The following is a 26,934-nucleotide window of genomic DNA, read 5'->3' on the forward strand; positions in this document are numbered from 1 at the left end:
TGTATAAGAGACAACCCCCTATCTTGTCATCATCGCACCTATCATCAGCTCCGTAAGGTCCTTTGAACGGATGAGGAAAGTCTCTAGCACGAATGGAATGTCGATAGACTCTCCGAGTGACTTTCCTTGTTTCTAAGAGCTCCAAGTTGCCCGTTCGAAAGCCTGCTCCACCTGCAGTCATATAGATTTCGGTATAACGCTTCTTTCGATCCGTAGGATCTGTTGGATCCAGATGAAGGAATCTAGCAAGCTCATATCTTGGCTTTCTTCTGTGCTCGAGAATGAGACCGGCCGGAACTAAATATGATTTGCAAAAGGCCGAGATAAATTCTTCTGCACAATTTATGACGCCTCCACCTGAGATGGAATCGAATACGACCGTCAATTTTCCATCGGCTACTTCATTGGGACGAAAAATCTGCACCCACGCTGTCATGGGACCGTTATCATAAACCGTGAAAGGGAATCTTTCTTTATGAAACTCATCGTCGATTTGCTCATTGAGCATGGTAGCTAAGAATCTCTCACGTATCTCGTTATACATGGCTTCTGGGTCTCCAGACCAATGATCGACCCTTCTCTTCACATAATTGCCCTCGTGCTTAGCGAGCTTCCAAAGGTCATTAATTAACCAGGTAAAGGCTTGTTCAAAAACGCCATCATACTTCCCGAAGTATGGCAGTTGGCCATGTTCTTTAAGAATATTCAAAATTCTCTGCTCATCGAGATTCGGTTGATCCCGATAATCATCTGCCTGGCCACCAAGTAGCTTAGCCAATTCCGCTGCCTCATTGGCCGTGGGACGCCTGTTCCCCTCATCGATCGCTCTAAGGTGATCTTCACTCCAATTAAGCAACCCAGCAAGATCATCTATTGTAAAACCGTATTGTTTCCGTCTTTTCGTAAAGAAGCTCATATGATCCTCCAGAACAAGGCCATGTACTCAGAATGTGTTTGATTTTCAACTAATTATACAGACCGTGTTCATTAACCAATTGCTATTCCGTAGCGATCGCGGCCCATTCATAGTGAATTTAGTATTTCAAAGAAGAGAGATGCGGATCTAAGTTAATAAAGGCGGTTCCGGAAGAATGTAACTCGCTAGCTGCATGATTCCAAAAAGCTACTTTAACCTTATAGCCATCACTTAATAGCTCTTCAACAGCTGGTACGAAATCCTTATCGCCAGCGACAAGAATAATTGTATCTTCTTCCTTATTACATGTCTTATATGCATCTTTCATCATTCTCGCGACAATACCGGTATCTACTTTCTTTTCCTTATTAGCGAAATTACGATCAGTTAATCTTACCGTAAATCCTACTCGACGTGCTGTATCCCAAATAGAGTCGTTTTCTGGCGGCCTGGATCCAAATAGCTCAGCTACTTTAGGCGTCTCACTACCCGCAAGGAAAGTATAGAGTTTTCCAAAGTCGATTCGATAATCGTTATCTAATATGCGGGCATTCATGGCATCATAAATACTTAATGCCATTCCTTTGCTGACAGCACTTACACGTTTTCCTTCTATCCAAGTATTCGAATTATCAACATATAGAAGCAAAGCCACAAAAATCCCTCCCTATAAGTGAAAACCGCTTATTGCTTAATCTATTATGTCCTGGTTGGTTCCTATGTATCTCATGGTGATGTCGGGGCAGAATGATTAAATATCTGCTGTTGAAGCGCTACGTCCTTATAATGCTTATAGAAATGACCACTTTCTTACGATGTACTCTTGATATTCATTTTGATACCAAAGTCTCTAAGCCTGATCCGCTTTAGACATACTTTGATTTGTATCTGTCCTCGATCTTTCCCGTTAGAGCCTCATCATAAAACTTAATGCACTTTTTGCAGGTCAGGCGGGTTTCTGGTATGTTATATGATTTGAAGTAATTACGCTCGTCGCATAGGTAGTGTCCTTCAATTAAGTTATCTGTATTACGATCTTTCGGCGAGCTGCAAACAAAAATGTGTGTGACAGTCGCGCCTCGCAGTACAGTGTATGAGGCCGGAAAAGTACGATAATCAACTATAACGACGTTCCCCACCCCCAATTCAATATGATTCATAAAGTCTCGTATCTCCGACAGTAGCCCAATGATTGGCCTCTCGTGACGACACAGCCAGAGTTTCAATCATTTCAACGTCTTACCCTCTTGTATCTTTACTGGCTTATATTCATTTTTAATTTCCTCGATACGATTCAAAAAACATCTTTGAATTTCTTTAAATGTCATCTTATCAAGCTCCTCTTTCGGCGCGCCGGCTTCAATGAGGTTCTTGTGATTTGACAAAAACGAGATTACATCAAAGCCAACTCGCAGCTGGAACTCGAGGAAGATAGCTTTGAACTCTTCATCATTCAGATCAGGAAACCCAAATGGGTCATATCGATCGAAAGTCACAATTACCCTCTCCTATTCATTAATCCTCTTCAGCTCGTCCATCCTTCTATGCCTCCAGTTTCTAGGATGTTCAGGTTGGCTTGGATTCGGCTGCTCACGTTCCAGAATCCATGTCTTGCCGATAAGCCGCGCTTTCACAACACCATCACGACACAGCCGTTTAACATGATCTTGGGATATATTCCACAGTAAGGCGGCCTCATCGGTGCCCATTATCCGGTCCAATACACTCGTAATGTTATTTACTCCCAACAATTCCATTATATCATGACCGATTCGGACATCAATAAAAGCCGCGCTATAGCTGCGGCTATTATCGTCAATATTCTTGGATTTTCGGCAATGGCTTTATTTGATATGTTCCAGCCATTTGTAGTAATAGTGTTCAGACTCTTCATCATAGGGCTCTGCCGACAACGAGCTGCGGGACTCGATCTCCTGAAGCAACTCAGCCATCGTACCATCCGTGATCCAGCTCCGCGGCAGCTGTGCGATCATTCCGACTCGTGACGCTTGACGCTTATAGATGTTGATCAGCAGAGTGAAGCGGTCGAAGTATTCAACGGCAGCCGGTTCCTTAAACTCCGGAAGCCTAGATCTGATCCGGTCGAAATCTTGCATCTTGCGATAAAATTTCTTGTGTGCGGAAGAATAGCGGGTCAGATCCTTGGTGATGTCCACGGATAGTAATTTAATGTCCGTCCAAAGTATCTTGGGAGCAATGTCCGGAGTCAAGTTATGATAGATGTTGAGCGTAATTCCTTCATCATCGAGGACAATCCAATCGATAACCTCTCCCGACTGCGATTGGCGTGCGACGTTTGACGTCTTTACGCGCGACCGCAGAAGATAGAAGAGACCGATGACAATGCCGACTGTGATTGCCGAATTTTTTATCCACCCAATTTTAGAGGCAAGATCATTATTATCCGTTACGATGGCGACTTGCAGGACGTAGTAGAGGATAATCATGGCGAACGGGATTAGAATAACGAGAAGACAGCCTAGCCAGGAAGTGCTTTTATAGCCTCGCTTATGCCCCCCGATCATCGAGTGATACCTAGCAAACTCCCATTCTGCAGCGCTGCATTGATATGAGTTATTCAAACGAACCCTTCTTCCGTAGTCTTTTTTGTCTCTAACAGAGCTTATGACTTGAGATCTACAGCTTTAATTCTTTAAAGAATGCGACAATCATTTCTTTATCAGGATGGATAGTGGGTTCTGGGAATGCTAGCAGGATCTCTCCATTCAACAACATAGGAAAATCTTCTGGATTTTTGTTAGATGGAATTATTTTATCCTTAACAATGGACAACTGACTTGGGTCGTACTGATATAGTTCTATTTTTTGGCCATTAATCTCAACAGCCAGACCATCTTTGGCTCCAACAAGTTGATAGTACTTTTCAGAGGTTTCCCCTACTATGAATCCATTTTGCGAGAAGTAGTTGATGACCTTTTCAATATCACTCATATCAGTACTGTTAGCAGAAGATGGGGTTGATTCTTTATTTTTCGTTTCTGAGCCGATGCTGATTTTCTTTTGAGTGGAGTTATAGTTGATATCCGTGGATAATGCACTAGCCGCTGCACGCAAAGGAATGTACGTTATTCCTTCATATGTTATAGGCAATATGGTCTTGCCCGATGCGTCCTTTGGCGTCCACGCTTCACCATTTACCTCGAACTTGATATCACCATTCAAGTAAGCCTTTATTTCAGTCAGCTTTGTTCCTGCGAGAACGCCTGCAGACGATGAGAAAACGAGTGAAAAGACAAAAATCAGAGCCGCAATTTTCTTATTCAATGATAATTCCTCCAATAATTATTATTCTTCAATAGTCATTACTTCAGGATGAAACCCATCAGCTTGAGCGTAATTTTCTACACTCCATATCCCAAGTCCACTACTCTGGGCAATGGCTTGTATGGCCAGAAACTGATCAACATACTTTGTGTTTGGTTGAAAGACATATGCGACTCTAGCCAGCCCTTGTTCCAATAACATCTCGTTAAACAATTTATCTCCGACGTATAAGTAACATAGTAATCTTCCATATTTGTCTCGCTCTGAGACATCAAGTTCTATGTTTACGTCTTGTCCCGACAGAGTGGACTTAGCAAAATCGGAAGCCTCTTTGCCATATGGCTGCGGATATGCGATATCTGGATCGACCGTCTCCGGAGTGTCTACCAATAGAAGCCGAATTGTTTCTATATTTTTAGAGCCATTGATCCTGACCTTCATCGTGTCACCGTCAATAACCTTAGTAACTTTCGCTGCTATTAGACTTTTTACCGGACTGGTAGTGTCCTCATCTTGCGTTGGACTGATCGTTGAACTCTTACTAACTAGGAAGTCTTTTGCTGATGTATCGATTTGCGAGTTTGTCGAAGCATATTCAGTAGCGCAACCGGATAAAAGCAGAAACACGATTGCAAATACAACAAGTCCCAAAAATCGCTTCATTAATATATATCTCCTTTTTCCCTGATACTGCGGAGGACTAACTAACAGACTCGAGACTGGAACCAGGTACGTGGGTCCTTCCCATAACAATGAGAGTCACGGTTTTCAATCTTACCAATCTGCACAACTGCATTCTTATCATCAATCATATAAAACACCCTAAGACGCTTCGCCTTGATGCGCTTAACGTCTGTACAACGATTAACAGAACCAAAATCCAGGTTTGCCGGCCGTGGATTCTTAGATAAGATGTTCATCGCCTCTTCAATCATTTTGATTTCATCCTTAGAGAAACTCTTCATCTCCTTCTCAACTCGTTTCGATGCAAATTTAATATCATACATCTATCTCATCCCCTATTCTTTGCATTACAGCGTTAATACTTTAATGCCAAAATTATAGCACCATATATTTCCATTGTAAATATCGGAATGTAGTTAGTCTAATTTATATATTTCGTTTTTGTATTTAAACTATACAAATTATCAATTTTTCTATATTCAATATCAAATCATTAAGCTATCATATTGATTAATAGATTCCATTCTTTAATCGCTACGAATCGAAGGAGTGGTTATCATGTTGATTCAACAACTCCAGCTTCAGGAACAATTCAGCTGGTTGGATAAAAAACTGTACGCTGCGATATCCAATGAACATTTTCAAAACACCGATTGGTTGAGTATTCCGGATCAACTCCTGGTATATGTATTCCTTCACGATGAACCAACCTACGGAAAAGTGAGATCCGAAGGAACAAAATCGGAATACCTCCGTGATTTGTTAGACTTCCTTCAATTCGCCGCGGGACTTGGAGGCATTCGGCAGCTGGCGCCGGAAGATATGCTAATTTATCAGGACAACCTCTCTTCTCGCTACGCAAACACCTCCTTTCGTAGAAGAACGACGGTTGTAAAGCAATTCCTTCGGTACATCTACCAAAAGAACGCAGTCAATGCGGACCTAACAAGATTAATGAAGAAAGTCGCGCAGCCTGCAGACGAACTTGTGAATCGCGATCTATATGAAAATGAAGTTGAAACACTGCTCGAGCATTTTAGGTCAACCGATTTTTTCATGTATGCATTGCTGTTCATTTTGCTTAGCAGCGGCCTGCGAATAAACGAGCTGGCCAGCGCTGAATGGAAAAACGTCTATTATGAACCACGTGCCGGTTATCACTTTTTGGATGTCATAGGTAAAGGAAACAAGTTGCGATCGGTACTGCTTTTCGATGACCTAATGCCTGTCCTATTTGAATTTCGAAAACGACGCGGCTTAGGTGGTGAACTTGATCGCGGGAGTCCCTCCCCATTCTTTCCGAAGGGTAACGGCCGTGCCTATAATTCAAAGTATTTGTCAAACGCGTTTAAAGAGAAAATATTAGAGACGGAGCTGCCGCTCGTTAAGCACCGTAAAGATCCAATTACACCTCACACCTGCCGGCACTATTATGCAGCTCGACTCGATCATGCTGGTTCTAGTATCGATAGTGTGAGAGATGCGCTTGGACATTCCAGTATTATTACAACTAAGGGGTACTTACTGAAAAACAGACAGCGCGAAAACCATGCCGCCTTGAAAGTTGGACGAAACTTCATCAGTTGAGAACCGGTCCCCATTAGGGGTCCGGTTCTTTGTTTGAGCACTTGTAGCCGGGTTACGCTGCTTCATTTGCGACATCTGGCAAGTGGAATCCAAAGAGATCGATCGTTCGCGCTCGCACAAGGGCTTCCCGCTTGGTCGCGTTCGCTACCAGTCTAAGACCGTCTTTATCGCCCGCCTCCTCCTTAAGCGTCAATTCGCTTTAGAAGTGCTTGGAAACCTGGATGTGTCGATAATCTTATTCCTGGTTCTTTAAAGTCCAGAACTTCCTCTGAGCTGATAATCTTGAATACCTCGGAACGTTGAAGATTTGCGAACTCCTCTTCGCTAATCGTACGGTTTATATTGAAGCCCGATTTATGCTTCGCCTTAACCTTGTATCCTTTTGCCATTCTCCTTGCCTCACAATTCATCAGACCGATCCAGGCAGCCTGTTAGGATAACCTTGCTATGCTCGATATGATCCCTCGCGAAATGCATATCTTTCAGGTCCTGATGATTCGGTTTCCTCGCTGAAGAAAGATACAAAATTGCGACGTCCATCTCAGCAACCGACTTCTCGAGCTTGTCGACAACCTTCTTAAGGCGCACTCGATCATGACTGTTCATATCAATTTCATCCTCCTCGAAACTCTGCGTTGTAGTCCTCTCTATCGACTTGAGCGCCATATGTTTCCTCCAAAATTCAAAGTCACGAGAGATAATCCAGCATAAGATCCTCAAACGTGTCATCGTCAGCATACTTAGCCATCTCAGCACGTTCTTTTTCAAGATCCTTAAGCCATAGCTCATACTGGATCTCTTCCATCTCCTCATGCGTCAATTCAGTCCTCTCATACTCGTCATGAAAGGGTTCACGCGCCCCCTTTTGCCTGGAAACATTTAACCAAGCACAATTAAGGGCCTTAATCAGCTGCGTCCAAATCGACTTACCTGATATCCTGCATGCTGTCATGAACATTGAATCCTTCCTCTCCAGCTTTCGAATCCTTCTTTCTCAAGAAGGTCGATATACCTCATAGATGACCAGGTCTGATAACTATCCCACGACGGAATAAGGTATACGTGACCAAGAACAGTCCCTCCGGATTCACTATCCAGATAGAGAATTGAAGGAAACCCTTGTAAGAAACCTCGATAGTCTGTCGACGTCGCTAACCATTCATCGATCGTTAAGATGGGGCGGACGCTCGATCCTACTAAGTATGTCTTTGTGGCCACTGCATCAATTTGCTTCTCAAAAATGACTCGAACTTTACCCTCTGCATCAACAACTGCAAATCTCATAGATACTCCTCCTTAGCCTACTCCTAATTTCCCATCCTCATTTGAACCATTAACATGACCACAAAAAAGACACTCTGATAGAGTGCCTCAAGCGCGAAATGTGGTTTTTATTCCCCTGTCTTCTCCTCCTCTCTATGATCCCCAAATCTTGTTAGACGAAAAAAAAAGCCCAACCAAATGGATATCATCATACGGAAATAGAAATACCGTATAAATCATTCCACCCGATAGGGCTTCTCGTCTTCGTGATCAAGCTCTAGCTGCTTGCAGATTAGCAAGTTCAGTGAGCAATAGGAAATTATACGATTTAATTATAGCAAATACAAAATCTACTCGCTATCTCTTTCGATCATTTGCCTGCAGACGTAATCGTTTCTACATTCATTTCCGCTTATGCTCTTTCTCTAAATGCCAGCTGAGAAGCAGAAAGATTATGAGAACTGATAGTAAAATAAGACCTTTCATAAGAAGCCCCCATTCTTGGGTTTGTAGTGAAACCGATGGAACGTGGATGTCGAAGATGCGATCTTGCAGACCTCGTCGGGCATTGCCGGCGGAGCTTGAGTGGAAACCAAGCAGAGCTACAAGCACTGTTCGTTCTCAACCCGGTCCGCACATGAAGGAACGTCATATAACACAAAGAAGCCCTGAGTGGAATCTCATGTGATAAAAATGCAATACAGCAGCATTCTTATGACGGAAATATCCACCCATAGGGCTTCATGCTTCGTAATCAAGCTCTACCCGCTTTCAGCTGGGTAAGCACATTAAAATTTACACACTCATCAGGTTTCTATTTAACACTTAGAATTTCGTGATAAGATATAGCTTAGTACAAATAGTATCCCCTTTAGAGGTGAGATCCCTGCATATTGATGAACTATTCGAGCGAAATCAGAACTTAATTAAAGAAGGTCAACAAATTCATATATTGCTCATTGATGAGACCACGATCATTGGATCATTCTTTCGAGTTTGGAAAAGGGAAGATAGCGAACCCCAACTCGTTCTAATTACACGAGAGTCTGAAGAAAAGGAAAGTCTTCATTACATAAAGCAATCTGATATCGTTGACATACAGATCTTTGACCCAAGTGGAAAGCCTATTCTATTTCGAATCAAATAATTGTCTATGATTCATGAACCGGAAGCGCGTTCAAAAAGGTTAGGGCTTCCTGGATATTGGAGACGGGGATTAATTTAATGCTTAATTGTTCCTCCTTTAAATATCCTAAGGCAGCCCTATAATTATCCTGTGCCACAATGCAATAATCAAAGTGTTCCCGCTCTGCAGAGATTAACTTCATACGCAGACTTCCAATAGATCCGATCTCCCCGTTTTCCTCAATCGTTCCCGTACCACAAACCGAGTAACCTTTCAAAAGATCGACATCTCCGAATTGTTGGACGAGCTCCAAGGTGAGCATCATGCCGGCGGAATTGCCCGCGTAAGATGAAGTATTCGTTTCGAGCACATCCTCCGGAAGCTTCCTCCCCAGTAGCCTTTCTGCAACAACAACAGAATTCTGTTCAGACTGTTGAAATAGCGCTTTATTAGAAAGCACATTCGACTGGCTCGCTGAAATAGGAGCACGTAAACTAAGCGTTGCGGGTTCAGCATAGGCATGAGAAAAATCATACTCATCCTTGAGGGTATCGTTAGAAAATGGGATCTTCTTCTCTCTAAATGCTGCTACCGCCTTCTCTTTTTCATAAACCCGGTACAAGCCTTTATATGGTTCCTTGAGTCCCGCGCTGCTCTGGGTATAAAGGGAATGGAAATGACCCTCTCGTTGATTCGCATACTTCGAACTGATGAATACAGAATCAGAAAACGTTCCCCCCGTTAAGACCACTTGATAATAGGAATATCCGCGAACAATAAACAGGTAGATAAGCGCAACTTCAACAACAACCAAGGAAATAACATCCCATCTAACCTTTGCCTTCTTCCTTGATCGCCGTATAAGGATACTTGGATGCCGTATGATGATAAAGATCACCGGGATCAGAGCTATGGCCAAGACGAGATATATTGTCGCGAGTGGATCATGAATGAAATCAAACATGCCATTTCTCCTTATTTCATCTGTTTATTCTAATTACTTCTTTTTCGCTTTAAGAACTCTATATACTTATCACTCTTTATGACGATTTCCGTTGTCTTCCTGTCCTGGTAGTCATTCTTACGAAGCACTCCGTAAATCAGTACATCCTTCCCCTTCAACTCCGCTTCCGACAGTTTAAAATACTTAAAGTATTTCTCGAAAATGACGATCGTGAAGGGAACATCATTTACTCTTTCAAGTTTGATGTACATTACTTTTTCCCGACGCATGACTTCAGCTATCCGGCCGTATACAAAATACCCAACATCACGCATCGACTGATCTTCCCAAAGTAGTTGATGGGCACGCTCTTGACTAAGAACGATATTGGAAAGAGGAAGTTTCCGGCCACCGCCAATATTGAAATAGATGGTTGATAATAGATCCGGCTCATACTGAACCATTAGCTGCACAACGCTCTTCAAGGAACTAATGGAGTTTGGATTCTCGTTCTTCTCTTTGGTTTTCACCTTATCTGGATCCGCTTCTTCTTGTTGCTGCTGTTCTCGATCGGTTTTCTTGGGTTCATATTCCGGATCTAACCGACGCATGTTTAACGAAATGACGGTCTTTTTGATGCTATGCGCCTGCAGAATATCCTTCTGGTATTCAGCGACCTTCTCAATCGAATCTACAATATCTAGAGGCTGGTAGAATCCACATGTAGCGGAATGCTTCGAATCTTCACTTTTCCCGGTTGTCTTAAAGTGGGATGATGCCGTATCCCCTTTAGGTACAAAGATTAGCGGCGCCCGACAGGACTTATCAAGACAATAAATCTCATAACCATGTAATGTCGGATCATACTCAGATGCATGCACCAGGGCGCCATTTGGAAGTAAGGCCGTTCGCATAAACTCTATTCCTCCAATCTCATCTAAAATAAAAAAGGCAATTGTGATAGCAGCTCATGTTGAGACTGTACACTAATTGCCTAAAGCTGCATTATGATCTCTCCAACCACTGGGTCTAGGATGTGGAACCCATTGCTCACCGGTATTCGTGACTAGACCATATTGTCCATAGCCTTCTTCATCAACGATCCACGCCAGGTGATGTCGCATCTCTTTTTGCGTCAAGTTCAAAGGTTCATGAATCGGTGCAGTCGATTTTCGGACAAAAGGACTCCATCCCCAAACCCGTTCTTCATTCTCTTGAATGGAAAGCGCGCTCTTATTGATGATCCAAGTGCCGAATCCCGCTTCCTCATTTACGTACCACACCATATCATCCCGGATCGGGTTACATGGCTTCATTGCCGGGTATCCCTCGTAAAGGGTACGGGATTTTACATCCCTCTGCCAGTCGTCGCTATTTATGAAATATGTATAATATTGCTCTACCTCTTCATTAGAGAAAAGGTCTCGGATATCCAAACGGCGCGTTTTACATGGAAATTGATAGACAATTGCCATAATTTATTCACCTTCCGTTAATAGAAGCTAAGTACGATGTAAGGCAGGGTAATAAAGAGTATCGTGAGCAGTATCATTCCCCAAGAGGTAAGCATCCAGAACTTCGCAAACACCATGTTCTTTCTGATTTTCGCAAGGCGATAAAAGAAGAAAAACATAATGACGCAGACAACGGTGCAAATCACGCCGTACTTTTGAAGAATACTTAGGATGTTCATCAACCAGGACTCGATATGCCCATCAGATGGGAGTGACAACCAATCGTCACCCGCATTAGGTTCGATACTCTTATCCGCCAGATACATCAGCAAGTTCATCTCCTTAGGTCACTATGCATCAACGAGCTCTTCGTCTCGATGTCAACGATAAGGCCGTTATCGAAGTGGAAGAAAATGCTGCCGGCAACCGGAGGCTTCTGATAAAGTTTGGTCTCGATGATATCCAGTGCAAACATGAAGTTGTCCTCATCAAGTTCTGCCTTCGAGTTGTCTAGAAATACTCGCCCTTTATCGTCATAACGCGGCCGCTCGGATGTAACCCGCTCCACTCGCGGCAGATCATACTTCGGATAAAAATGAAGGATGATCGTCCCCTTATACCCCTCCCCACTGAGTGTAATGAATGGGCACTCGGTTCTAATAATTTCCTTGACGATGGAAATTGTGTTGTCAATGTATTCTGCCTGTAGCATAATTACACCCCTCTTTGATTAAATATCGTAAATCAATAATACTATTCAAAATCGTTTTTTAATAAAAAGTAACATTTATTATATTATGGTTATGTTTGGAACATGTCAAGGACTTTCAGGAATAAAGTTCTATTTATATTACAGAATCTGCTTAATTCTGACGTATTTTTCAGGGATTTTGGAATAGGTTCGCGGAACCATAATTTCGGGTTGTCGGGTAATTAGTCCCGACAACCCCTTGGAGTTATGCTGATATGACTGCTGGATTTTCAGCAGCCCATACCATCAAAACATCCCTATTGCTTGCATTTTCTGACTGACTCACTAGCACTTGCAGGCATACCTTATCGCCCTTTTGGAATGCCGACAGCTTCTCATGGGTCAAATGATAATGATAAGAACCATTCGAAATTAAGGCGAAATCATCGCTGAACTTCTGCTCGATGCTCCCTTCCCAATAATGGATCCCGGCGTGGTTCAACGAAGATGTTGAGAGTGTGGCGAATTCACTCTCCTCAAACATAATGGTTTGCTCAAGGCTGGCCATCTCGTCTTCTGGAGCAACCTGTTGCGTAGGCTCGTCCATCTGATCGAGATTAACACCGATCTTTTGAAGAAACGCCATCGTGACGTTTCCAAGCTCGGTTGTCTGCATTTCCCTTGGGTCACCCTCATAAGCTTGGAAGTGATATTCCGGTTCAGCTTCGGAAGGAGGAACCCATTCATCCCTTTTGGATGCAGCGGGAACTGTTACGGCTGCCTTTGGAACATAGGGTTGATACGAGTTAGAAGGAAATTGTACGAGCTGCGCTTTTAGCATCTCAACTTCCTTCATCCAGCGTCTCTCCCTATCAAGAAAGTCTGCTGCTTTCCCTTCCAAAAAGGAATTATCAGCCTTCGCTTTTAGCCATGCCACCAACAGTAGTAATGACATCGCAATGGAACATAGCAGAATATAAAACATGCTATCTCCTCCTCCAGAAAGTTGTATATAAACATAAAAAGCCCTACTAGATGGCTTATTCCTTGTGGAATATTCTGTCCGTTTTAACCTTTCGGCTAGAAACGGACAGACGTATTCCAGGAATCGTACCACCCAATAGGGCTTATCTCTTCAACATCAGGCTACTGCTTGACAGCAAAAAGAAAAAGTCAAGTGAGCAAATAGAACGAATTACATTCCCAGTATAACATAGTCTTCCAATAGTCGACAATCCGTAAACTGAAACCGTGACCACTCCCACAATAAAAAAAGCGCCATAACGGCGCTAAAATAGCATTAATGGTTCCGGGGTTGCTGCAGGCGGAATCAAAAGCCTTCCTGCAACCTGGTTATCATATTTCTCTTCCAGAGCCGTGAAGAGTTCTAACCCATAGCCAATCCCTTGCTCTATAGTCCAGTCTTCCGGCAATGGAACCTGTCCTTCATGCGTATAAATCACTCCGTATTTTCGTGGTGCGAATACGCCAGATCCGTCTGCAGAGAACCAATCATACGTATACAAATCATCATTGCTTACACCCAATCCGTGTAGCAGCTGATCCGGGAATAATCGGAACAAGCGGTCTAACCGTTTCTTGCGTCGCTTTTTACCGCAGAACAACAAGCCACCCACTCCTACTATGGCCGGATCGTGCTGCTGAATCAGCTGTCTCAACCTGGAATACCGACTATTAATGTTCCATATGGGAATCAGTCCATCTCCCAAACCTTGCTCAATCATGTATTCAGTATTCTGCTCCGTTTCGATCGGATCTTCTACCCGATCCAGGCTGAACCAACCACAAAACATTTCGGTACCGCCGTGCCTCTTTATGAAGTCGCAGTATTCTTGCACGGTGATATCGGGAACGTCCTTCCCATCTAACTTCGCCTTATGCAGAGAAAACCCTCCGGAATCGAGCAGCACCCTTCCTTTGAACCCAAGCCTCCAGACATGATGGCGCCAATTGTCCGTCCTAGCTTCTCTCAGATGATAGTAGCTTAGAAGCAGCCATTTCCCGTTGTAAAATTTGACTGTCTCCATATCCTTCGGCGCGCGGCTGCAGCCGGCTGTAAACCAACGTACCCCACGAAGCGATAATCGCAATAACCCTTGTGCGGTCCGGCCGAATCGTGCCATCCCCCGCTCCATGAAAATTAAACGGAGAAGGCCGAGTAATGCTGAGCTGTACTTGGAGAATTGCTCGATTTGCTTTCGCGTCGTGGTTCGCACATAAACCAGGTAAATGCACGCCTTCTCCAAACTCTTCCGGCTAACCCGGAATGCTGGTCTAGATAGGCTTGTACGAATATAGACGGCATCCCGCTCCACCCGGTCAAACACATTCGTTTTCCCCGTTCCGGTTTGGAAATTCGTGCCGGCTTTAGATCGCTTATAAAACATCCTCAGTATTTGTTTTGCTCGTTTTTCATACGTCGAGTCCATTCGAACGCCTCCTAGAATGAAAAGAGGAAGCGGGATAGATCCCTCGCTTCCTCTCATGTTTCTTTTTCCAAAGAACAGTCGGTTTATCATAATTCATAAAGAAAAAATACAACCTTCAACAAATAAAAGAGGAGCTGCAGCAGCAGCTCCCCGAATACTACTTACATGACCGCAATCCACTCAAAGGTAGACTGATCAACGTAGTAATACTCCCCTCTAAGTTGAATAACGTCGCCAATAGAAATCGATCGGCCGCCATAATTTAACGGCTTGTCAACATTAAAGGCCCTGTAGATTTGCTGTAGAATCTGAATGGTAGGTAGGCTTGGATTAATCTTGAGTTGCGCCAAGGTCGCGCCATACACGCGCTCATGGAGCGACAAATCCAACGTCCCGCGCTTATCCCGAAACTCCTGTAACGGCAATAGACCATAGTCTCGCAAGTGGAAACTTGATACCTGCCAGATACCGAATTCATTTTCGCGATTAAACGCTTCACTGAGCTCATCGAGCCTTCCACGTTTTTCCGAGAACGTATACCCGTTATCTGCTAAGTTGCAGATAAACGAATCAATCGTCTTGGCTTCAAACGTCGCAAACGAAAATGAGACCCTTACTTTCCGGCCAGACTTTTTGATCTTCACATCAGACGCTGCGTGAACTGCGTCCATCATCAATTGCATGAAGCCCTCAACTTGGCTTGATTTCATGAAAACATCGGTTTGAGAGACGATCAACGTGCTCATCGTGTTTTTCCTCCTAAATTGTTTAACGTTAATCTTCTTTCAAAACATTTGCAGTTGTTTCCCAGCCGGCGCTGCCTTTTTGGTGGCCAAGGAAAGCGGCGCCCCTGTTTTCAACAAGTTCTTCACCGTTGAAAAATAGGCAGGATTCCGCTGCGGGCAATTCGCCTGCAGGATCGTCTTTAGCTGGAGAATCAAATCCTCATCTTCGGTCATTAAAACCTCGTGGCGATTAACCTCCATCGTCTGGCCATCTGCCCGACGAATCTTTACCATCGGTCCGTACGGCGCTTTCTCGATGCACCTAATGATGTCGACCGGTTCAGAATGAGGAAGCCAGGTTGCTTGTTGACTCAAACTGACGCCCCCCCTTCTTCTGTTCCTCCATCACGGATCATTTCAAACTCTTTCATCGTTTCTTTTGAGATCAATACCGGGCTGCTCCCGCCATACTGGCAATTGAAATTGATCACATGCTGATAGATCCCGAATGTATGAAGCAAGTTGTTCACGATGTTATTAGCCAGTTGGGCAGCCATTTTGTTCGTGGCGGCCCGTTGCGGTTGCGATGGGAGCTGCACGCCGCAACCAGGGAAAGGGCTATCCTGATCCTCCAAGATGTTCGTGTAGACGCGTCCAACCGGTTCTAGGATCACTTGTCCGGCGTACTTGAAGCCAATGACAACCTGACCACCAAAGCCAGTCCCATCCACGTTGCGCGTGTTCTCCGCGCTTGCAACGCCCTCCACGCCGGTGTCGATGTAGATCAGGTTATAAACCTCTTCTTGATAAAAGAAGTCATCGATCAGCCTGCGGGTCGCATTGTTGTCTACCATCCCGATAAGAACCGGCATAAAGAAAAAATGCCTCTCGCTGTGTTCCGGAATCGAGACTAAACCATTTAGCGTTTCGAGATCCTTCACGTATTCGGGATAATACTTTACTGGCAGATCATAGTGCTCTCCGTACCTTTCGGCCAGAGAGATGACCTTCCGCTCCCCAATATCTTCCGCATCGAACAGTTGGTTCCCGAGGTTTTTCTTTTCAACCGTGTCGCCGTCAATCAGCATGACATGCTCGAGCTTGAACGAAGGTTTCTTATCAAACCCCGGCTTATCCATGTGCGATCGTAGGTCCTGACATAAGCTTCGATAGAAATGGCTCCCGGTTGCTCCCGTTCCGATAAGGGTGAAGCTAAAATATGGCCTCATGGAATCTTTAAGTATGAGTGAGTTCATGGGCTATCCTCCTTTTTGGTTTAAAAACAAAAGGAAGAAGGGCGTTAGCTCCTTCTCCCGCTTCCATGAACATCACCTAAGCAGCAGCTGCCCGTAGACGTTCTTATTCTTCAATTGCTGCTTTCTTTGCAGTTTAGAAATGGCAATAATCAATTGTGTTTTACTCATCGTAAATTCCTCCAATAGGTTCGTTTTTTTATCCTTCGAATAAAAAGAAAGAAGACGTCTCCGACGCCTTCTCCTCCATTACTTTTCAGCAATCACAGTAACTCTCTCGTTCCAATCATTTGGAAAGGTCGTTACCGGCTTCAAATTGGCCATCTCAAACAATTCTCGGGGCGTCAACTCGAACGAAGTGTCATTGTACCTCGCGCGAAAGCAGCACTCCGGAATCTGTTCGTCTAACCGCCCGATGATGCCGTACACCTTAAATCCTCGATCGTTTTGGTTATCGCCCGAGGAATAAAATGCACGGTCTGCAGCATGAGAATGAATCGTCATGATCAGCTCGCGATGCGGATTAGAAGATGGCTCGATAAATGCCTGGACTTCATTCGAACTAACGACTTGCTCCGGACAAACCAAGTCGTATTCCCTTCGGCTCCGATCCCAGTAAATATGAACAGCCGCTTCTACTCTCTTCTCGCAATAGTGCCGGAAGAAAGCGATGGTGGTTGCTAGGAATTCGCCGGGTATTTTCGGTCCTTTAAGAACTACTCCTTCTTGAACTCGCTCGAGCTCGTGATGCACTTCTTTCCTTACAATCATCCGCATATAGTCATTCTCGCGGATCTCGTAAAGATGGCCGTCTCTCGAGGCTACAATACCGATCGGCGTCTCATCGACAGAACGAAGGTAATCCGACAACTTCCAGAAAAAGGTCCGGAGTTTGATCTTCATACGGCATTGTTCTTTTCGCCAACGATAATCGGACGTAGCTTCTTTTCTTCCAGATCATAGTCCCACTTGGTTCGCGATTCGCTAAAATCCCAATACTCACGGAACAACGCTTCTCGAATCTTGTTGAGATGCACAGTGCCGGACTCGGGAATTTCATCGATCAGCTCAGAAACCAGGAACGTCCGCGTTGCATAATGGACCGTGAAGTCGATGCCGACCTCGATATCCTGGTCTTGCCATCCCCTCTTTGCGCTGCTGGCAGCAGCCGTCGCAACCGCGGAGGAAGACGAAACCTTCTTCGACTCTGGTTTAGACGTTCTTCCCTTCGAAGCGTTTGGTGCGCTTTGAATGATTTCGCCAAACAGATCCCGAGGTTCATCGCTTGAAGCTGAAGCGGAAGCTTGCGTTTCTTCTTCCTCGTTATGCTCTTCATCATCAGAGGTGTCCGCTGAAGCGGGTAACCTATCTTCTGGCCTGATCGGGACCACATTGTTGACCGAACGATCGGGCTCACTGTGCTGCTCCGTTCTACTAGGTTCCGACCTATCCGCCGCGGCCGGCTCCGCTGCAACCACAGACTGTTCATCCGCTTCGTTCGAAGCCGAGGATATCTCCGTCTTGGTTTCAGAAGGCGTCTCGCTTACGTGCTCATCGGAATGTGAAGAACCCGAACCAGCAGCGTCATTGTTCCCGAATAATTGTCCAAATAGATCCAGCATAAAAATAGCCTCCTAAGATTTTTTTTGAATGAGTTGACCCACGGTTTTGTTCATCGGCTTTAACATGGCATCATCAAACCGCTGGTGCTGCATGCTCACCAATAAATCCCGTAGATTGATCTCCTGCGCGTTCCTATACAGATCCGTGTTCTTGGTCGCTCCCAAAAACAATGCCGGCAGCGCCTCAAGTTGACGTACTTCCTTAATTTTATGGTTGGCCAGCGTCGTCCAGCAGATTTCCCCGTTTGAATGTACATTCGAGTAGGGAAACTCGTACAGCTGGGTGTCCTCTTTGATGATCAAGTCCTTTACCGCTGCTACACTTGCTTGTGCCTTCCCTTTATGCAAGGAAAACCAAAACAATAGCTTCGGATAGCCGACTTGCTCATAGACAACTTGTCCGACATCCCCAAACACAACATCATGTTGACCCTTGTCCAATTCGATCCCGACGATCTGCTCTCCATTGCCGCGTTCCTGGTAAAACACACAGTTTTTTGGCAAAAGAGGAGAACACAACTTTTGGTCCTTCATGTATGGACGAGCCGCCGCGATCAATGCTTTGGGTGTTGCCTTCTTGGCCAACGTATCAAACATCGCGTCGATTAGATCCACTTGAGCGTCGGTGAACTGGCTAGCGAGCGTAAACAAACCGCCAATGACGCTGGATAGAAGATCAGCTTCTGGATCATCAAATAACCGAATCCTTTTCAGGAGCTCCAAATACATCTCCATCAAAATCGATTTATCTTTCATATGGCTCGCGCTTGTAAGCACCGATTGAAGGACAGACACAAGCTGCTCTTCACTGAGGTGCGCCAGATTTTGTGATTCTCCCATCGCCCGAAACAATGCCGTGAGCATAGCTTCGGAAGGATCGTCATCTGCTAACGCAAGGACCTTCTTTAGCACATCTGACATCTGCTCCGGTGCGTGCTCAGAAGAATAATCGACGATCGTTTCAAACAACGTCTTCATTTGACCGTCGCGCAATAGATATTCGACAAGAAGATGCTCGTCCAATTGGTCAAGCAAAGAGAGAATTAACTCCCCGATAAGAATCTTCTTGCTGCTGACGGTAATCCCGTTCATAACCTCATGCACACTGACTAACTTCGTGTGCTGCTTCGGAATCACAATTCTCCATTCTTCTTTCGTTGCTTCCATCTTGAAGCTCCTTTCCCCTCCAGAAATTTAAGGACTCGATCCACATACGCTTGAGCGTAAATAGATCGTCCATTATGGGATGACAGTAGGTCGTGTCAGACACATCCTCAACAATCATGCCATCTTGATCAAAACGGATCGAAATGCCGCTGCCTCCATATATGCAGTCGAATTCAAGACTGCTCATATCTTCTTCGAGCTCTTTGGCTTCCGGGTATTTATCCCGCAAACGCCACCAGTCTTCGTAGCCATCTAGCGGAAGTACCAACTCTGGCGTTTCATAGCTGCCATTTGATGTCTTCCGCGTTAGAGACCGTTCGACCGGTGTGCATTCGAAGATTGTCGCCAACGCAAACTCCATTAAATGGTCACCCCAGGTGGAGGCCACAAACGTGAAATCACTAGGGAGCTTATAGCCCTCTTCATCCAGCCTCTTTAGCGTGATCAAGTTATCCAGCGTCTGCAAATAATTGCAAAGGGAATCAACCGTTAGCCATAAGCCTTTCATCAGAAGAACCTCCTCGTTTTTCTCTGGACATGCTTTGGCTTGAAATGCTCAAAGTGAATGTCCATTCCCGCAATCCGGTTAATCTCGACAATGGTCTGGCCCTCGTTAACGAGATCAGTGTCCTCTTCGCCGTGTTCATCGGACTGATACTCCTGTAGTTCTTCGAATGCGGCCTCCAAGATTTCGCGGTCCAGTTCTTTTAAGTTAATGTCTCCCACCAAGGTCTTGTCGGAATAACAGACAAGATCAATGATTTCGAGCATTTTTTCCTTTTGCTCCGCTTCTGCATTGTCTAGTACGCGACTCGCAAGCGATTGAGCGAAACAGTCCGTGTCGAAGTTGACCTGGTTTTCTAGCGATTCAACATTCCCATCCATCTCTCATCCTCCTTTAAAATTAAAAAAGTCGAAAACCAAGACAACGTCATCGGTTCATCGACTTTTTTTGTTAATCGCTCCAAAAGCAAAAAAGCCCCAGCAGCGAGTATCCTCAATAACAAGATAGATAGACCTGTCCTGTTAATTGATTCATACCGCCACTAGGGCATTTATCTTCGGAGTCAAGCTCAAGCGAGCAAATGTAAATTGTACAAATTTATTTTACCATGTGAAAAGAAACGAGCGCAAGGAACAAATAGTCCCACGCTTTCTTGTTAATTTGGCTATAACGTTGTGCAACGATGGTCTCGTCCCACATGTCTATTTATTCTGTGTTAGACAGCAGGTTAAAATTATTCAGCAATGAGCACTGACGGAGGCCAGCTCTGGCTATCCAAAGAAAATAAAGTATTAGACTGCAACCGCTCGCTTAACCCGCTCTGGCTAATGTTAACGGGTTATTTCATTATTACTCGCAAGCAACTCCATCGTGATCACGGTCTAATTTGCTGCTATAGCCAGGATCACCTTCATATAGAGGAGCTTTGCCCGCATTTCTTACCGCAGTACAATTCTGATAAAAAACCGTGGAATCAGACTTGTTGGAATTGATCGAACCACTAGAGCTACTCGAGTTGCTGGAACTGCTGGAGCTATTCAAACCTTTGGAACCACTAGAACTACTAGAATCGCCTGATGTTGACTTCGAGTTTGAACTGCTACTAGAAGACGTTGATTTAGAAGTATCTTTATTGCCCAAATCATCAATTATGAAAAGGACTCGTGTTCCATTTGAATAATCCTCGAGTTGATTTCCTACCCAAGAGCCCGCACCACGATTGTCGGAGGGGGATATGTATTCGATGTCAGCTCCAGCACCACCTTCTGCACACATCGCCATAGGCCATTCATCCCGATCGTAACCCGACTTAGTCGGCACATCAGCGAGGGATTCTTCACGGTTCTCTTCAGCATTAGCTCGATTGATTGTACAAATTGCAGACTCGCCGCTTTCAATCGCCTCTTGGATATGCGCTGCAGTTTCAGGATACTTGTCAGCCGGGAAGTGTAGTATTTGATCATATGACCCACTTGAAGGGCTAGAGCTCGTTTCCTTTTTATATCCATCGGTAGAAGGCATTGTCTCCGATTTAGCACTTAACGGAGATGAAGGAGTAGGTGTTGGTGAAAGAGAAGGCTTCTCCGATGGGGTATTCAAGTCTGTTTTTGGTTCAGATAGTGATTTGCTTGGTTCTACAGACGCTGTCGCTTCAGATAGTACTGTTTGATGATTGTCCTCAGTAGTATCAGGAATGATAAGAGTGCTAGTAATAATAAGTGCAATACTTGCTATAGTAAGCCAGGAATTCCTTTTTAGTTTGTTCCTATTTTTCTTTAATATTAAGCTTACAATTAACATGCCAAATGAAAAAATAAATCCTAATAAACCGATAAACAATAGTAATCCCCCGACGACTTCCAAGACGGTTCCCCCTAGTGAATTTTGGTTTGATTATAAACGTGGAAGATTGTTCTAATCAATGGTGAATTGAGGTACCTAATTAAACTGCGGATGACTGTCCGAAGAAAATAAATCATTAGACTGAGGATATTGATTTGACGCGGTTTCAGTGTTTGAAAAACTCCTGGAATTGAAAAATAATTAGACTGGAAATAAAAATGAAACAGTGGCGGCCCAAGACTTGAAAATAAAGCCTTAGACTGCCACTGTATTTGTTTGACTATAGTTCTCCATTAGCTTAATCATATATCTGAGAATAAACCTTATTGTTTATAGTAATTGGTTTCTTTAGTCCAATCTTCTAGATCAGTCTTTGCAAATTGAACAAATGTACCGTTGTATTTGCTATTATCATTACTCAGTTCCCGATTAACACCAAATGAAATGTTCGAAATTGATGAAGAAAGATGGTTATCGAGTTCAGAAAATTTTTGTTCCACATACTGAGAGATGGAATCATCTATATTTTTGTTTTGAATAGCCATTAATTTGTCATCTAATTCTTTGCATTCATCAAGATAGTTGTTTAGTGAGTACAGACCTAAATTATTGATATTTTGCTCGTCTATTGAGTTTGCAATTTGACTTACTTTTACGAATATCACTTTCCTACTCTCGATGTATTGATCGATGTGCCGCTTGACATCTTCCTCGTTCTCCTTGCTTTTCAAGTCCTCAAGTGATTTCCCTGCCCTGTCATAGAGAGCCTTTGCATCCTTGTCATTCGGTTTCTCAATAAGAGCGTTATCGAAATACGACTTTGCTTCATCATATTTTCCGTCTCTCAGCAATTCTTTTCCTTTATCCATGTAACTTTCAAATTTACTTTTACCGCAACCCGAAAAGATAAAAATTAGCGCTATGAACAACAAGAAAAATTTCTTCATGTTTCACCTCAAAAGTGAATGGATCGAACTATCTATGATAAATTTATATTTATTTTGGTAATTGAGCAATATTTTTGTGATGTACTTCTCCTGATTGTTCCGCTGTTGCATTGCACTATCCTGCCAGTTAGCTTAATGGCGATTTCAGTCTAACACTTTATTTTCTCAGTCTACAACTATATTTTCCCAGTCTATTACTTTATTTTCTTTGAACAACAGCCTCCGGTTCTATATATTCTTGCCAAAAAGCGAAAGGCGCGGAAACGATTCCGCGCCTGTCTCCCTCTATTCGATTAAATAAATCTCCATCGCATCCCCACGTGGAATAACGGTATATTGAATCTCCCGCTCCCGTAAAAAGTGCCTGACATAATCAACGATCGCCGTCGTATGCTCATAGCTTTTCTGCAGGTGGGTATATCCGTCTTCATAGAGATCATGAAGGGTACATACCGCTTCGTTCTCGGGGGTCTCCTTATAGATGCCCATGTCCATAGGCGGCAGCATTTCGGACGTTAATCTCGCTGCTGGCGTGGATAGAGGCACCGATTTTCTAATCATCCTCCCTACTTCCATAAATTGCGGTTCAATCCCGGAATCTACGGGGCAACCGATGATCAATTTATTTGGCAGGATGGCGTATTGCGGAATAACGACATGTCCAGCTATATCCGAATAGCCGCCAGTATTCTCCTCCCCCAGCATGTACTGCCCGGTATGCTCGAAGTAGACCGGATGGATCAAGCTCTTTGCCACTTCTCGGGTATGTTGAGCCTCAGGATAACGCGCTGCGACATCCGCCCAGTTGATCTCTTCGGTCAAGAACTCAACGATTTCCTGACAGGTCTTCTCGTCACCGAACCGGCAACAATAAATCCCCGGCCCCATCATCCCATCGAGGGATTGCCGAATTCCATCCTTTTGGATGTCGGCCAGACTCCAGAGATACGTATAGTGAACAAATCGCTCATTTTGTGCCATAAGGCGGCTCATCTTATAGGTCATTGAACTTCCTCCTCAATAGAAAGAGGCTTGCATCCGCAAGGCCCCTAACGTTGTTTATTAAAAATTCCAGCAAAGCTGATTCTCTGCCGGCGCCTTCCTCCCGCGCGCTTTTTTGTACTTCGTCATGGAGACCACAATTTCTGGCTCCACCGTACCCGCAGGATCCTCTTCAATCGGCACCTCTGCTCCTGGGAACGCTTGTTCAATACCGAATGATTGGAAGTCAAAGTCGAACACGGAGGGTGTTCGTACTTCATCCTCGACCATATCGACCTCGAACGCAATCTCTGGTTCAGTGGCAATCGATTCCCGCTCCAGACGCTCTTTTTCAGCGCGGTATGCCGCTAGATCTACAACGCCGCATATCTTAAGCGTTTCGTCTGCAAGGGCACGCATGCGCTCAGCAAGAACCTCCTTAAAGCTTCCTTCTTCAACCATTTCGATGTCCGCCAGATCCTTAGCTGCAAGAGCCGTCCAGGACTGAGCAACATCGCTGGAAGCAAAGCAACTCGCCAAGTCGCTTGCAAGGGATGACTGTGAATCCCTCGAATACTGTGCCAGCTCGGAGCTGTCCAGACGTCCTTCAACCATTAGGGCATGTCCGCGGCCGTTCATGATGTGAATGAACTGCTTCATTTGCTGGCTGCCATTATAGACCGGATAGTACACGCGGCACTCACGGTCCTGTCCGATTCGCCAAGCCCGGCGCGTAGCCTGCCTAACCGTTGAAACCTCATTATTGAGCTGATAAACGATGATCGTCGGCCAATAGAGCATATCAAGTCCCACTTCCACCAACTTCATATTGCAGATGATAACGGGGACTTCCTCTGCTTCGAGTTCCGCCAAACGTTCTTGTCGAAGATCCGTGTTCGGCTCATCAAGAATCTTGCATTGAATGCCATGGTCCGTAAGAATGTTCCGGATCCGCTCATTCATACCATACGCACCTGTGAAGTTGTTAAAGATGGTGCACCGGCGATTTTCAGCAAGTTCCTGCCTTACCGTCTCAACGAGCCAACGTTCCTTGGCGTGAAGCTCTTTCCCCTCGGAATAAAGAGCCGGAGCGCCGATGATCTCGCCTTCCTGACCCAATACCACGTGAGCTCCAAGGTCTGGCCTATCCCCATAATTGATCGTTGAAGGCGAGAACTTTGACCAAGCGCCAACCGATTTGCTTGAGCGTGAAATTTGCGCGCAACGCTCATAAAGGTTGTTGTGGAACCTTTGGTAGCTGGCCCTATGTTCGTCGTCCATATCAAGGAATACCGGAATCTCTTTAAGCTCAACCAGTGGCAAGCCTAAATCCTTGAGCTCAACAAACCCGCTTTTGTGGAGCAAAAACTGGGCGGTGAGCTGCGGGGCAATCCCGGGTGCTTCCTTAACTTGGGCGCCTTTCTTCTTGCGACGGGTAATAACACCTTCGTCGCCTTCTTCTACTTCAACCACTTTCTCCAGCTTGCCGAAGCGGGAAGCCCACTCAATCAAGCCCGATTGATGAGTAAATCCAGCGTCGAGAAGCGACTTTGGATCGGTTCGCCAGAGCAGCTCCTTAATCGATGTGGATTTCCCGTTGGTCAGTGTTCCCGTCAGCATCAATACCCGCTTCGCCGACTTAACCATTTGCGCGAAGGCATCGCCGCGGCCAGAATCACCCGCTTTGCATTGATGGGCTTCATCACAGATGTAGAGATCGAAATAACGCTTTGTCCTTTTCAATACCTGGGAGATATTGACCCTCGGCTTATTCTTCGTCTCTCCCCTGCTCTTTAAAGCCGGGCGCCATAGCATGGCGTTACAGGACTTCTGCGGGAGCTCTTGCTCATCGCCTTTTTCGTTCTGTTCTAAATGAACATTGCAGCATTCAATTCGGTTCTTTCGCTTCCATGCCACTTTGAATCCTGCCGGCAAGCCATTTGCCTGCAAGGTTTTCGTTTCCCGGGCTTCCTCCAGCTGCTCCAAGGTCGGTCCGGAGCTATCGGCAGCATCGAACCATGTTGCCGGCTCGTAGTCATCGGCACCTTCCATCTTGGTGAGCAACGGCTTGAAGCAATCCGGACAATGCCAAGCATATCTGCCGCGCCCGTCTTCCTTGGTTCCGCTTATTCGCTTCCAGATGCCGGCGAAGTAGCCTTCGGCGCCAAGTTTGGCGCGATCGATGCCTACCAGCGTGAATTCAAGCCCAGAAGGGCGGTAGCCACTTCGGACGTTTCGCAAGAGCTTTAAGGCGTCGTTTCCATTCCGAAGAATAGTGACCTTGGCTCCTGGAATCGTGCCTTTGATTTCTTTGGCTTCCCATTTCGGCAACGTAATGCCGGGAGCGGATAGAAGTACGGCCGTGCCACGCTTGCTGCCTTTACGCTTCTTCCGTTCGTGAAGGACGTGTGATACCCCACAGGCAATAATACTTTTCCCCGTGCCCATGTCTCCGCCGCAAGCAGGATTCTCATCCTCCAAGGTATTGACTACCCCTTGGATCATATGAGCTTGAGTTGGAAACGGAATTCGCTTCAGCTCCGCAATTGACGGATCCACCTGCTTGTCCATAGAATGCCGAGGCGCCTTTTCTTCTAGCTTCTTCGCCATATGGACCGCGTTGTTCAGCAGATAATCCTTCATCGTCCAGGTTGGATCAAATTCCCCTTGAACCGTACTTGGCGGAATTACGAGCTCTTTTCGCTTTAACGCTCCCCGGATCGTCTCGATAACAGACTGTTCCGTTCCGGAAAACATCACCGCTTTTAACTCATTCCACTGCGGGAGATCCGGATTAACGATGATCTGAAGTGGCAAGATATCCGCCCGGAACAACGAAGGATACTGATCCATCCATTCTCTTGGCAGGCCGAAGCGCTCAACCAAATGCTCGGAGAGCACGCGATCGATGTCGCCCTCTGGCGCCATCAGATAGGCTCGATCCAGCTTTTCGGATTCAGGGGATGCCTCGATGCCTTCAAGCGTCATGAGGCTGTTGTAGACCGCTCCGTGAGCGACATCTCCAAGCCCTATCAGCCGTTCGAGCCGTTTGTATGGGTCTAGCATGCGTTCAAACTCAAATGGCCCATAATGAAGCGACCGCTCCTCCAGAAAGGCTGCCGTAACTGCTTGGACAGCTTCGGGGATCCCGATGTAAGACGCGAAGACCAATTGCTTCGTGTGTCGCCCCTTGTCCTCGAATACGAGGGCATGAGGCTCTACCGTGAAATGGCGATCCTTATCCGCTACTGTGAGCATCATTCGTTTATTAGACATGGATGGAACTCCTCCTCTTGGTGTACCGGTTCTTATCTAGCGCAATAGGCCGAAATTTCTCGGTTCAGCTGCTCGTCCCAGGCTTCATCGATACGACCTAATTCGCATCTGTCGCATCGTCCGTTTGTCATCTCCGCTACGGGAGTCTCTTGATTGCATGATGAACAATGCTCCGTCTCCGGAAACAAAGTAGCCT

General features: G+C 45.2%; 30 protein-coding genes and 1 pseudogene. 1 reads left to right on the forward strand and 30 read right to left on the reverse strand.

Going from position 1 to position 26,934, the window contains the following annotated elements; genetic code table 11:
* From ELR57_RS21785 to ELR57_RS21820, 7 genes are all read right to left on the reverse strand, one after another.
* A partial coding sequence (locus ELR57_RS21785; protein WP_148125558.1) for a helix-turn-helix domain-containing protein occupies nt 1–916 on the reverse strand: 916 nt, incomplete at its 3' end.
* 118 nt (nt 917–1,034) lie between these two features.
* Nucleotides 1,035–1,571 (reverse strand): NYN domain-containing protein, encoded by a 537-nt coding sequence (locus tag ELR57_RS21790; protein WP_126961205.1) that lies wholly within the window; start codon nt 1,569–1,571, stop codon nt 1,035–1,037.
* A 571-nt stretch (nt 1,572–2,142) separates the two neighbouring features.
* Nucleotides 2,143–2,412: a hypothetical protein gene (locus ELR57_RS21800; protein ID WP_126961206.1), complete on the reverse strand. Its 270-nt coding sequence runs from the start codon at nt 2,410–2,412 to the stop codon at nt 2,143–2,145.
* Nucleotides 2,413–2,760: 348 nt separating this feature from the next.
* Nucleotides 2,761–3,519 (reverse strand): hypothetical protein, encoded by a 759-nt coding sequence (locus ELR57_RS21805; RefSeq protein ID WP_126961207.1) that lies wholly within the window; start codon nt 3,517–3,519, stop codon nt 2,761–2,763.
* 55 nt (nt 3,520–3,574) lie between these two features.
* Complete coding sequence (locus tag ELR57_RS21810) at nt 3,575–4,222, reverse strand: stalk domain-containing protein (RefSeq protein ID WP_126961208.1); 648 nt, start codon at nt 4,220–4,222, stop codon at nt 3,575–3,577.
* A gap of 21 nt (nt 4,223–4,243) precedes the next feature.
* On the reverse strand, nt 4,244–4,885 hold the full coding sequence (locus ELR57_RS21815; RefSeq protein ID WP_126961209.1) for a thermonuclease family protein: 642 nt from the start codon (nt 4,883–4,885) through the stop codon (nt 4,244–4,246).
* Nucleotides 4,886–4,926: 41 nt separating this feature from the next.
* Entirely contained in the window at nt 4,927–5,229 is a 303-nt protein-coding gene (locus tag ELR57_RS21820) for a type II toxin-antitoxin system RelE family toxin (protein ID WP_126961210.1), read from the reverse strand.
* A 235-nt stretch (nt 5,230–5,464) separates the two neighbouring features.
* On the opposite strand from ELR57_RS21820, the gene ELR57_RS21825 reads away from it, so the two are divergent.
* A complete protein-coding gene (locus ELR57_RS21825) occupies nt 5,465–6,493 on the forward strand; it encodes a tyrosine-type recombinase/integrase (RefSeq protein WP_126961211.1) in 1,029 nt (342 codons plus the stop codon).
* Between the two features lie 399 nt (nt 6,494–6,892).
* Here ELR57_RS21825 and ELR57_RS21830 read toward each other — a convergent pair whose 3' ends face one another.
* The 23 genes and pseudogenes from ELR57_RS21830 to ELR57_RS21935 all read right to left on the reverse strand — a co-directional run bounded on the left by ELR57_RS21830 (nt 6,893) and on the right by ELR57_RS21935 (nt 26,738).
* Entirely contained in the window at nt 6,893–7,159 is a 267-nt protein-coding gene (locus tag ELR57_RS21830; protein ID WP_126961212.1) for a hypothetical protein, read from the reverse strand.
* Nucleotides 7,160–7,181: 22 nt separating this feature from the next.
* A complete protein-coding gene (locus ELR57_RS21835; RefSeq protein ID WP_126961213.1) occupies nt 7,182–7,451 on the reverse strand; it encodes a hypothetical protein in 270 nt (89 codons plus the stop codon).
* Nucleotides 7,442–7,777, reverse strand: coding sequence for a hypothetical protein (locus ELR57_RS21840; protein ID WP_126961214.1), 336 nt, complete (start codon nt 7,775–7,777; stop codon nt 7,442–7,444). Before ELR57_RS21840 ends, ELR57_RS21835 begins: the two co-directional genes overlap by 10 nt.
* Before the next feature lie 1,130 nt (nt 7,778–8,907).
* Complete coding sequence (locus ELR57_RS21845) at nt 8,908–9,846, reverse strand: S16 family serine protease (protein ID WP_126961215.1); 939 nt, start codon at nt 9,844–9,846, stop codon at nt 8,908–8,910.
* A 29-nt stretch (nt 9,847–9,875) separates the two neighbouring features.
* Nucleotides 9,876–10,739, reverse strand: a complete 864-nt coding sequence (locus ELR57_RS21850; protein WP_126961216.1) for a hypothetical protein — start codon at nt 10,737–10,739, stop codon at nt 9,876–9,878.
* Between the two features lie 72 nt (nt 10,740–10,811).
* Complete coding sequence (locus ELR57_RS21855) at nt 10,812–11,300, reverse strand: hypothetical protein (protein WP_126961217.1); 489 nt, start codon at nt 11,298–11,300, stop codon at nt 10,812–10,814.
* Between the two features lie 17 nt (nt 11,301–11,317).
* The gene (locus ELR57_RS21860) at nt 11,318–11,611 is read right to left on the reverse strand and encodes a hypothetical protein (protein WP_126961218.1); all 294 of its coding nucleotides are present in this window, start codon (nt 11,609–11,611) and stop codon (nt 11,318–11,320) included.
* Nucleotides 11,612–11,613: 2 nt separating this feature from the next.
* Nucleotides 11,614–11,991, reverse strand: coding sequence for a hypothetical protein (locus ELR57_RS21865; RefSeq protein WP_126961219.1), 378 nt, complete (start codon nt 11,989–11,991; stop codon nt 11,614–11,616).
* Between the two features lie 244 nt (nt 11,992–12,235).
* On the reverse strand, nt 12,236–12,955 hold the full coding sequence (locus ELR57_RS21870) for a hypothetical protein (protein ID WP_126961220.1): 720 nt from the start codon (nt 12,953–12,955) through the stop codon (nt 12,236–12,238).
* 304 nt (nt 12,956–13,259) lie between these two features.
* Nucleotides 13,260–14,420: a hypothetical protein gene (locus ELR57_RS21875; RefSeq protein WP_126961221.1), complete on the reverse strand. Its 1,161-nt coding sequence runs from the start codon at nt 14,418–14,420 to the stop codon at nt 13,260–13,262.
* Nucleotides 14,421–14,581: 161 nt separating this feature from the next.
* Nucleotides 14,582–15,166 (reverse strand): YodL domain-containing protein, encoded by a 585-nt coding sequence (locus tag ELR57_RS21880; protein ID WP_126961222.1) that lies wholly within the window; start codon nt 15,164–15,166, stop codon nt 14,582–14,584.
* Nucleotides 15,167–15,205: 39 nt separating this feature from the next.
* Nucleotides 15,206–15,520, reverse strand: a complete 315-nt coding sequence (locus ELR57_RS21885; protein ID WP_126961223.1) for a hypothetical protein — start codon at nt 15,518–15,520, stop codon at nt 15,206–15,208.
* Nucleotides 15,517–16,401 (reverse strand): ThiF family adenylyltransferase, encoded by an 885-nt coding sequence (locus tag ELR57_RS21890; protein ID WP_238162646.1) that lies wholly within the window; start codon nt 16,399–16,401, stop codon nt 15,517–15,519. Before ELR57_RS21890 ends, ELR57_RS21885 begins: the two co-directional genes overlap by 4 nt.
* 246 nt (nt 16,402–16,647) lie before the next feature.
* Nucleotides 16,648–17,301, reverse strand: a complete 654-nt coding sequence (locus ELR57_RS21895; protein ID WP_126961224.1) for a Mov34/MPN/PAD-1 family protein — start codon at nt 17,299–17,301, stop codon at nt 16,648–16,650.
* Entirely contained in the window at nt 17,298–18,020 is a 723-nt protein-coding gene (locus ELR57_RS21900; protein ID WP_126961225.1) for a hypothetical protein, read from the reverse strand. Before ELR57_RS21900 ends, ELR57_RS21895 begins: the two co-directional genes overlap by 4 nt.
* A gap of 12 nt (nt 18,021–18,032) precedes the next feature.
* Entirely contained in the window at nt 18,033–19,187 is a 1,155-nt protein-coding gene (locus ELR57_RS21905) for a hypothetical protein (RefSeq protein ID WP_126961226.1), read from the reverse strand.
* Nucleotides 19,117–19,695: an SRPBCC family protein gene (locus ELR57_RS21910; protein WP_126961227.1), complete on the reverse strand. Its 579-nt coding sequence runs from the start codon at nt 19,693–19,695 to the stop codon at nt 19,117–19,119. The genes ELR57_RS21905 and ELR57_RS21910 overlap by 71 nt, the downstream gene beginning before the upstream one ends.
* Nucleotides 19,695–20,072, reverse strand: coding sequence for a hypothetical protein (locus ELR57_RS21915; RefSeq protein WP_126961228.1), 378 nt, complete (start codon nt 20,070–20,072; stop codon nt 19,695–19,697). Before ELR57_RS21915 ends, ELR57_RS21910 begins: the two co-directional genes overlap by 1 nt.
* Nucleotides 20,073–20,541: 469 nt before the next feature.
* Complete coding sequence (locus ELR57_RS28380) at nt 20,542–20,832, reverse strand: excalibur calcium-binding domain-containing protein (RefSeq protein WP_238162649.1); 291 nt, start codon at nt 20,830–20,832, stop codon at nt 20,542–20,544.
* Nucleotides 20,833–20,835: 3 nt separating this feature from the next.
* A pseudogene (locus ELR57_RS28385) lies at nt 20,836–21,213 on the reverse strand (sporulation protein); the annotation flags it as partial.
* A gap of 644 nt (nt 21,214–21,857) precedes the next feature.
* A complete protein-coding gene (locus ELR57_RS21925) occupies nt 21,858–22,481 on the reverse strand; it encodes a COG3014 family protein (protein WP_126961229.1) in 624 nt (207 codons plus the stop codon).
* Between the two features lie 285 nt (nt 22,482–22,766).
* Nucleotides 22,767–23,486: a hypothetical protein gene (locus ELR57_RS21930; protein ID WP_126961230.1), complete on the reverse strand. Its 720-nt coding sequence runs from the start codon at nt 23,484–23,486 to the stop codon at nt 22,767–22,769.
* Between the two features lie 57 nt (nt 23,487–23,543).
* Complete coding sequence (locus ELR57_RS21935; protein ID WP_126961231.1) at nt 23,544–26,738, reverse strand: helicase-related protein; 3,195 nt, start codon at nt 26,736–26,738, stop codon at nt 23,544–23,546.
* Nucleotides 26,739–26,934: the final 196 nt, after the last annotated feature.

The sequence above is a fragment of the Cohnella sp. AR92 genome, from assembly GCF_003990975.1.
Classification (GTDB): Bacteria; Bacillota; Bacilli; order Paenibacillales; family Paenibacillaceae; genus Cohnella.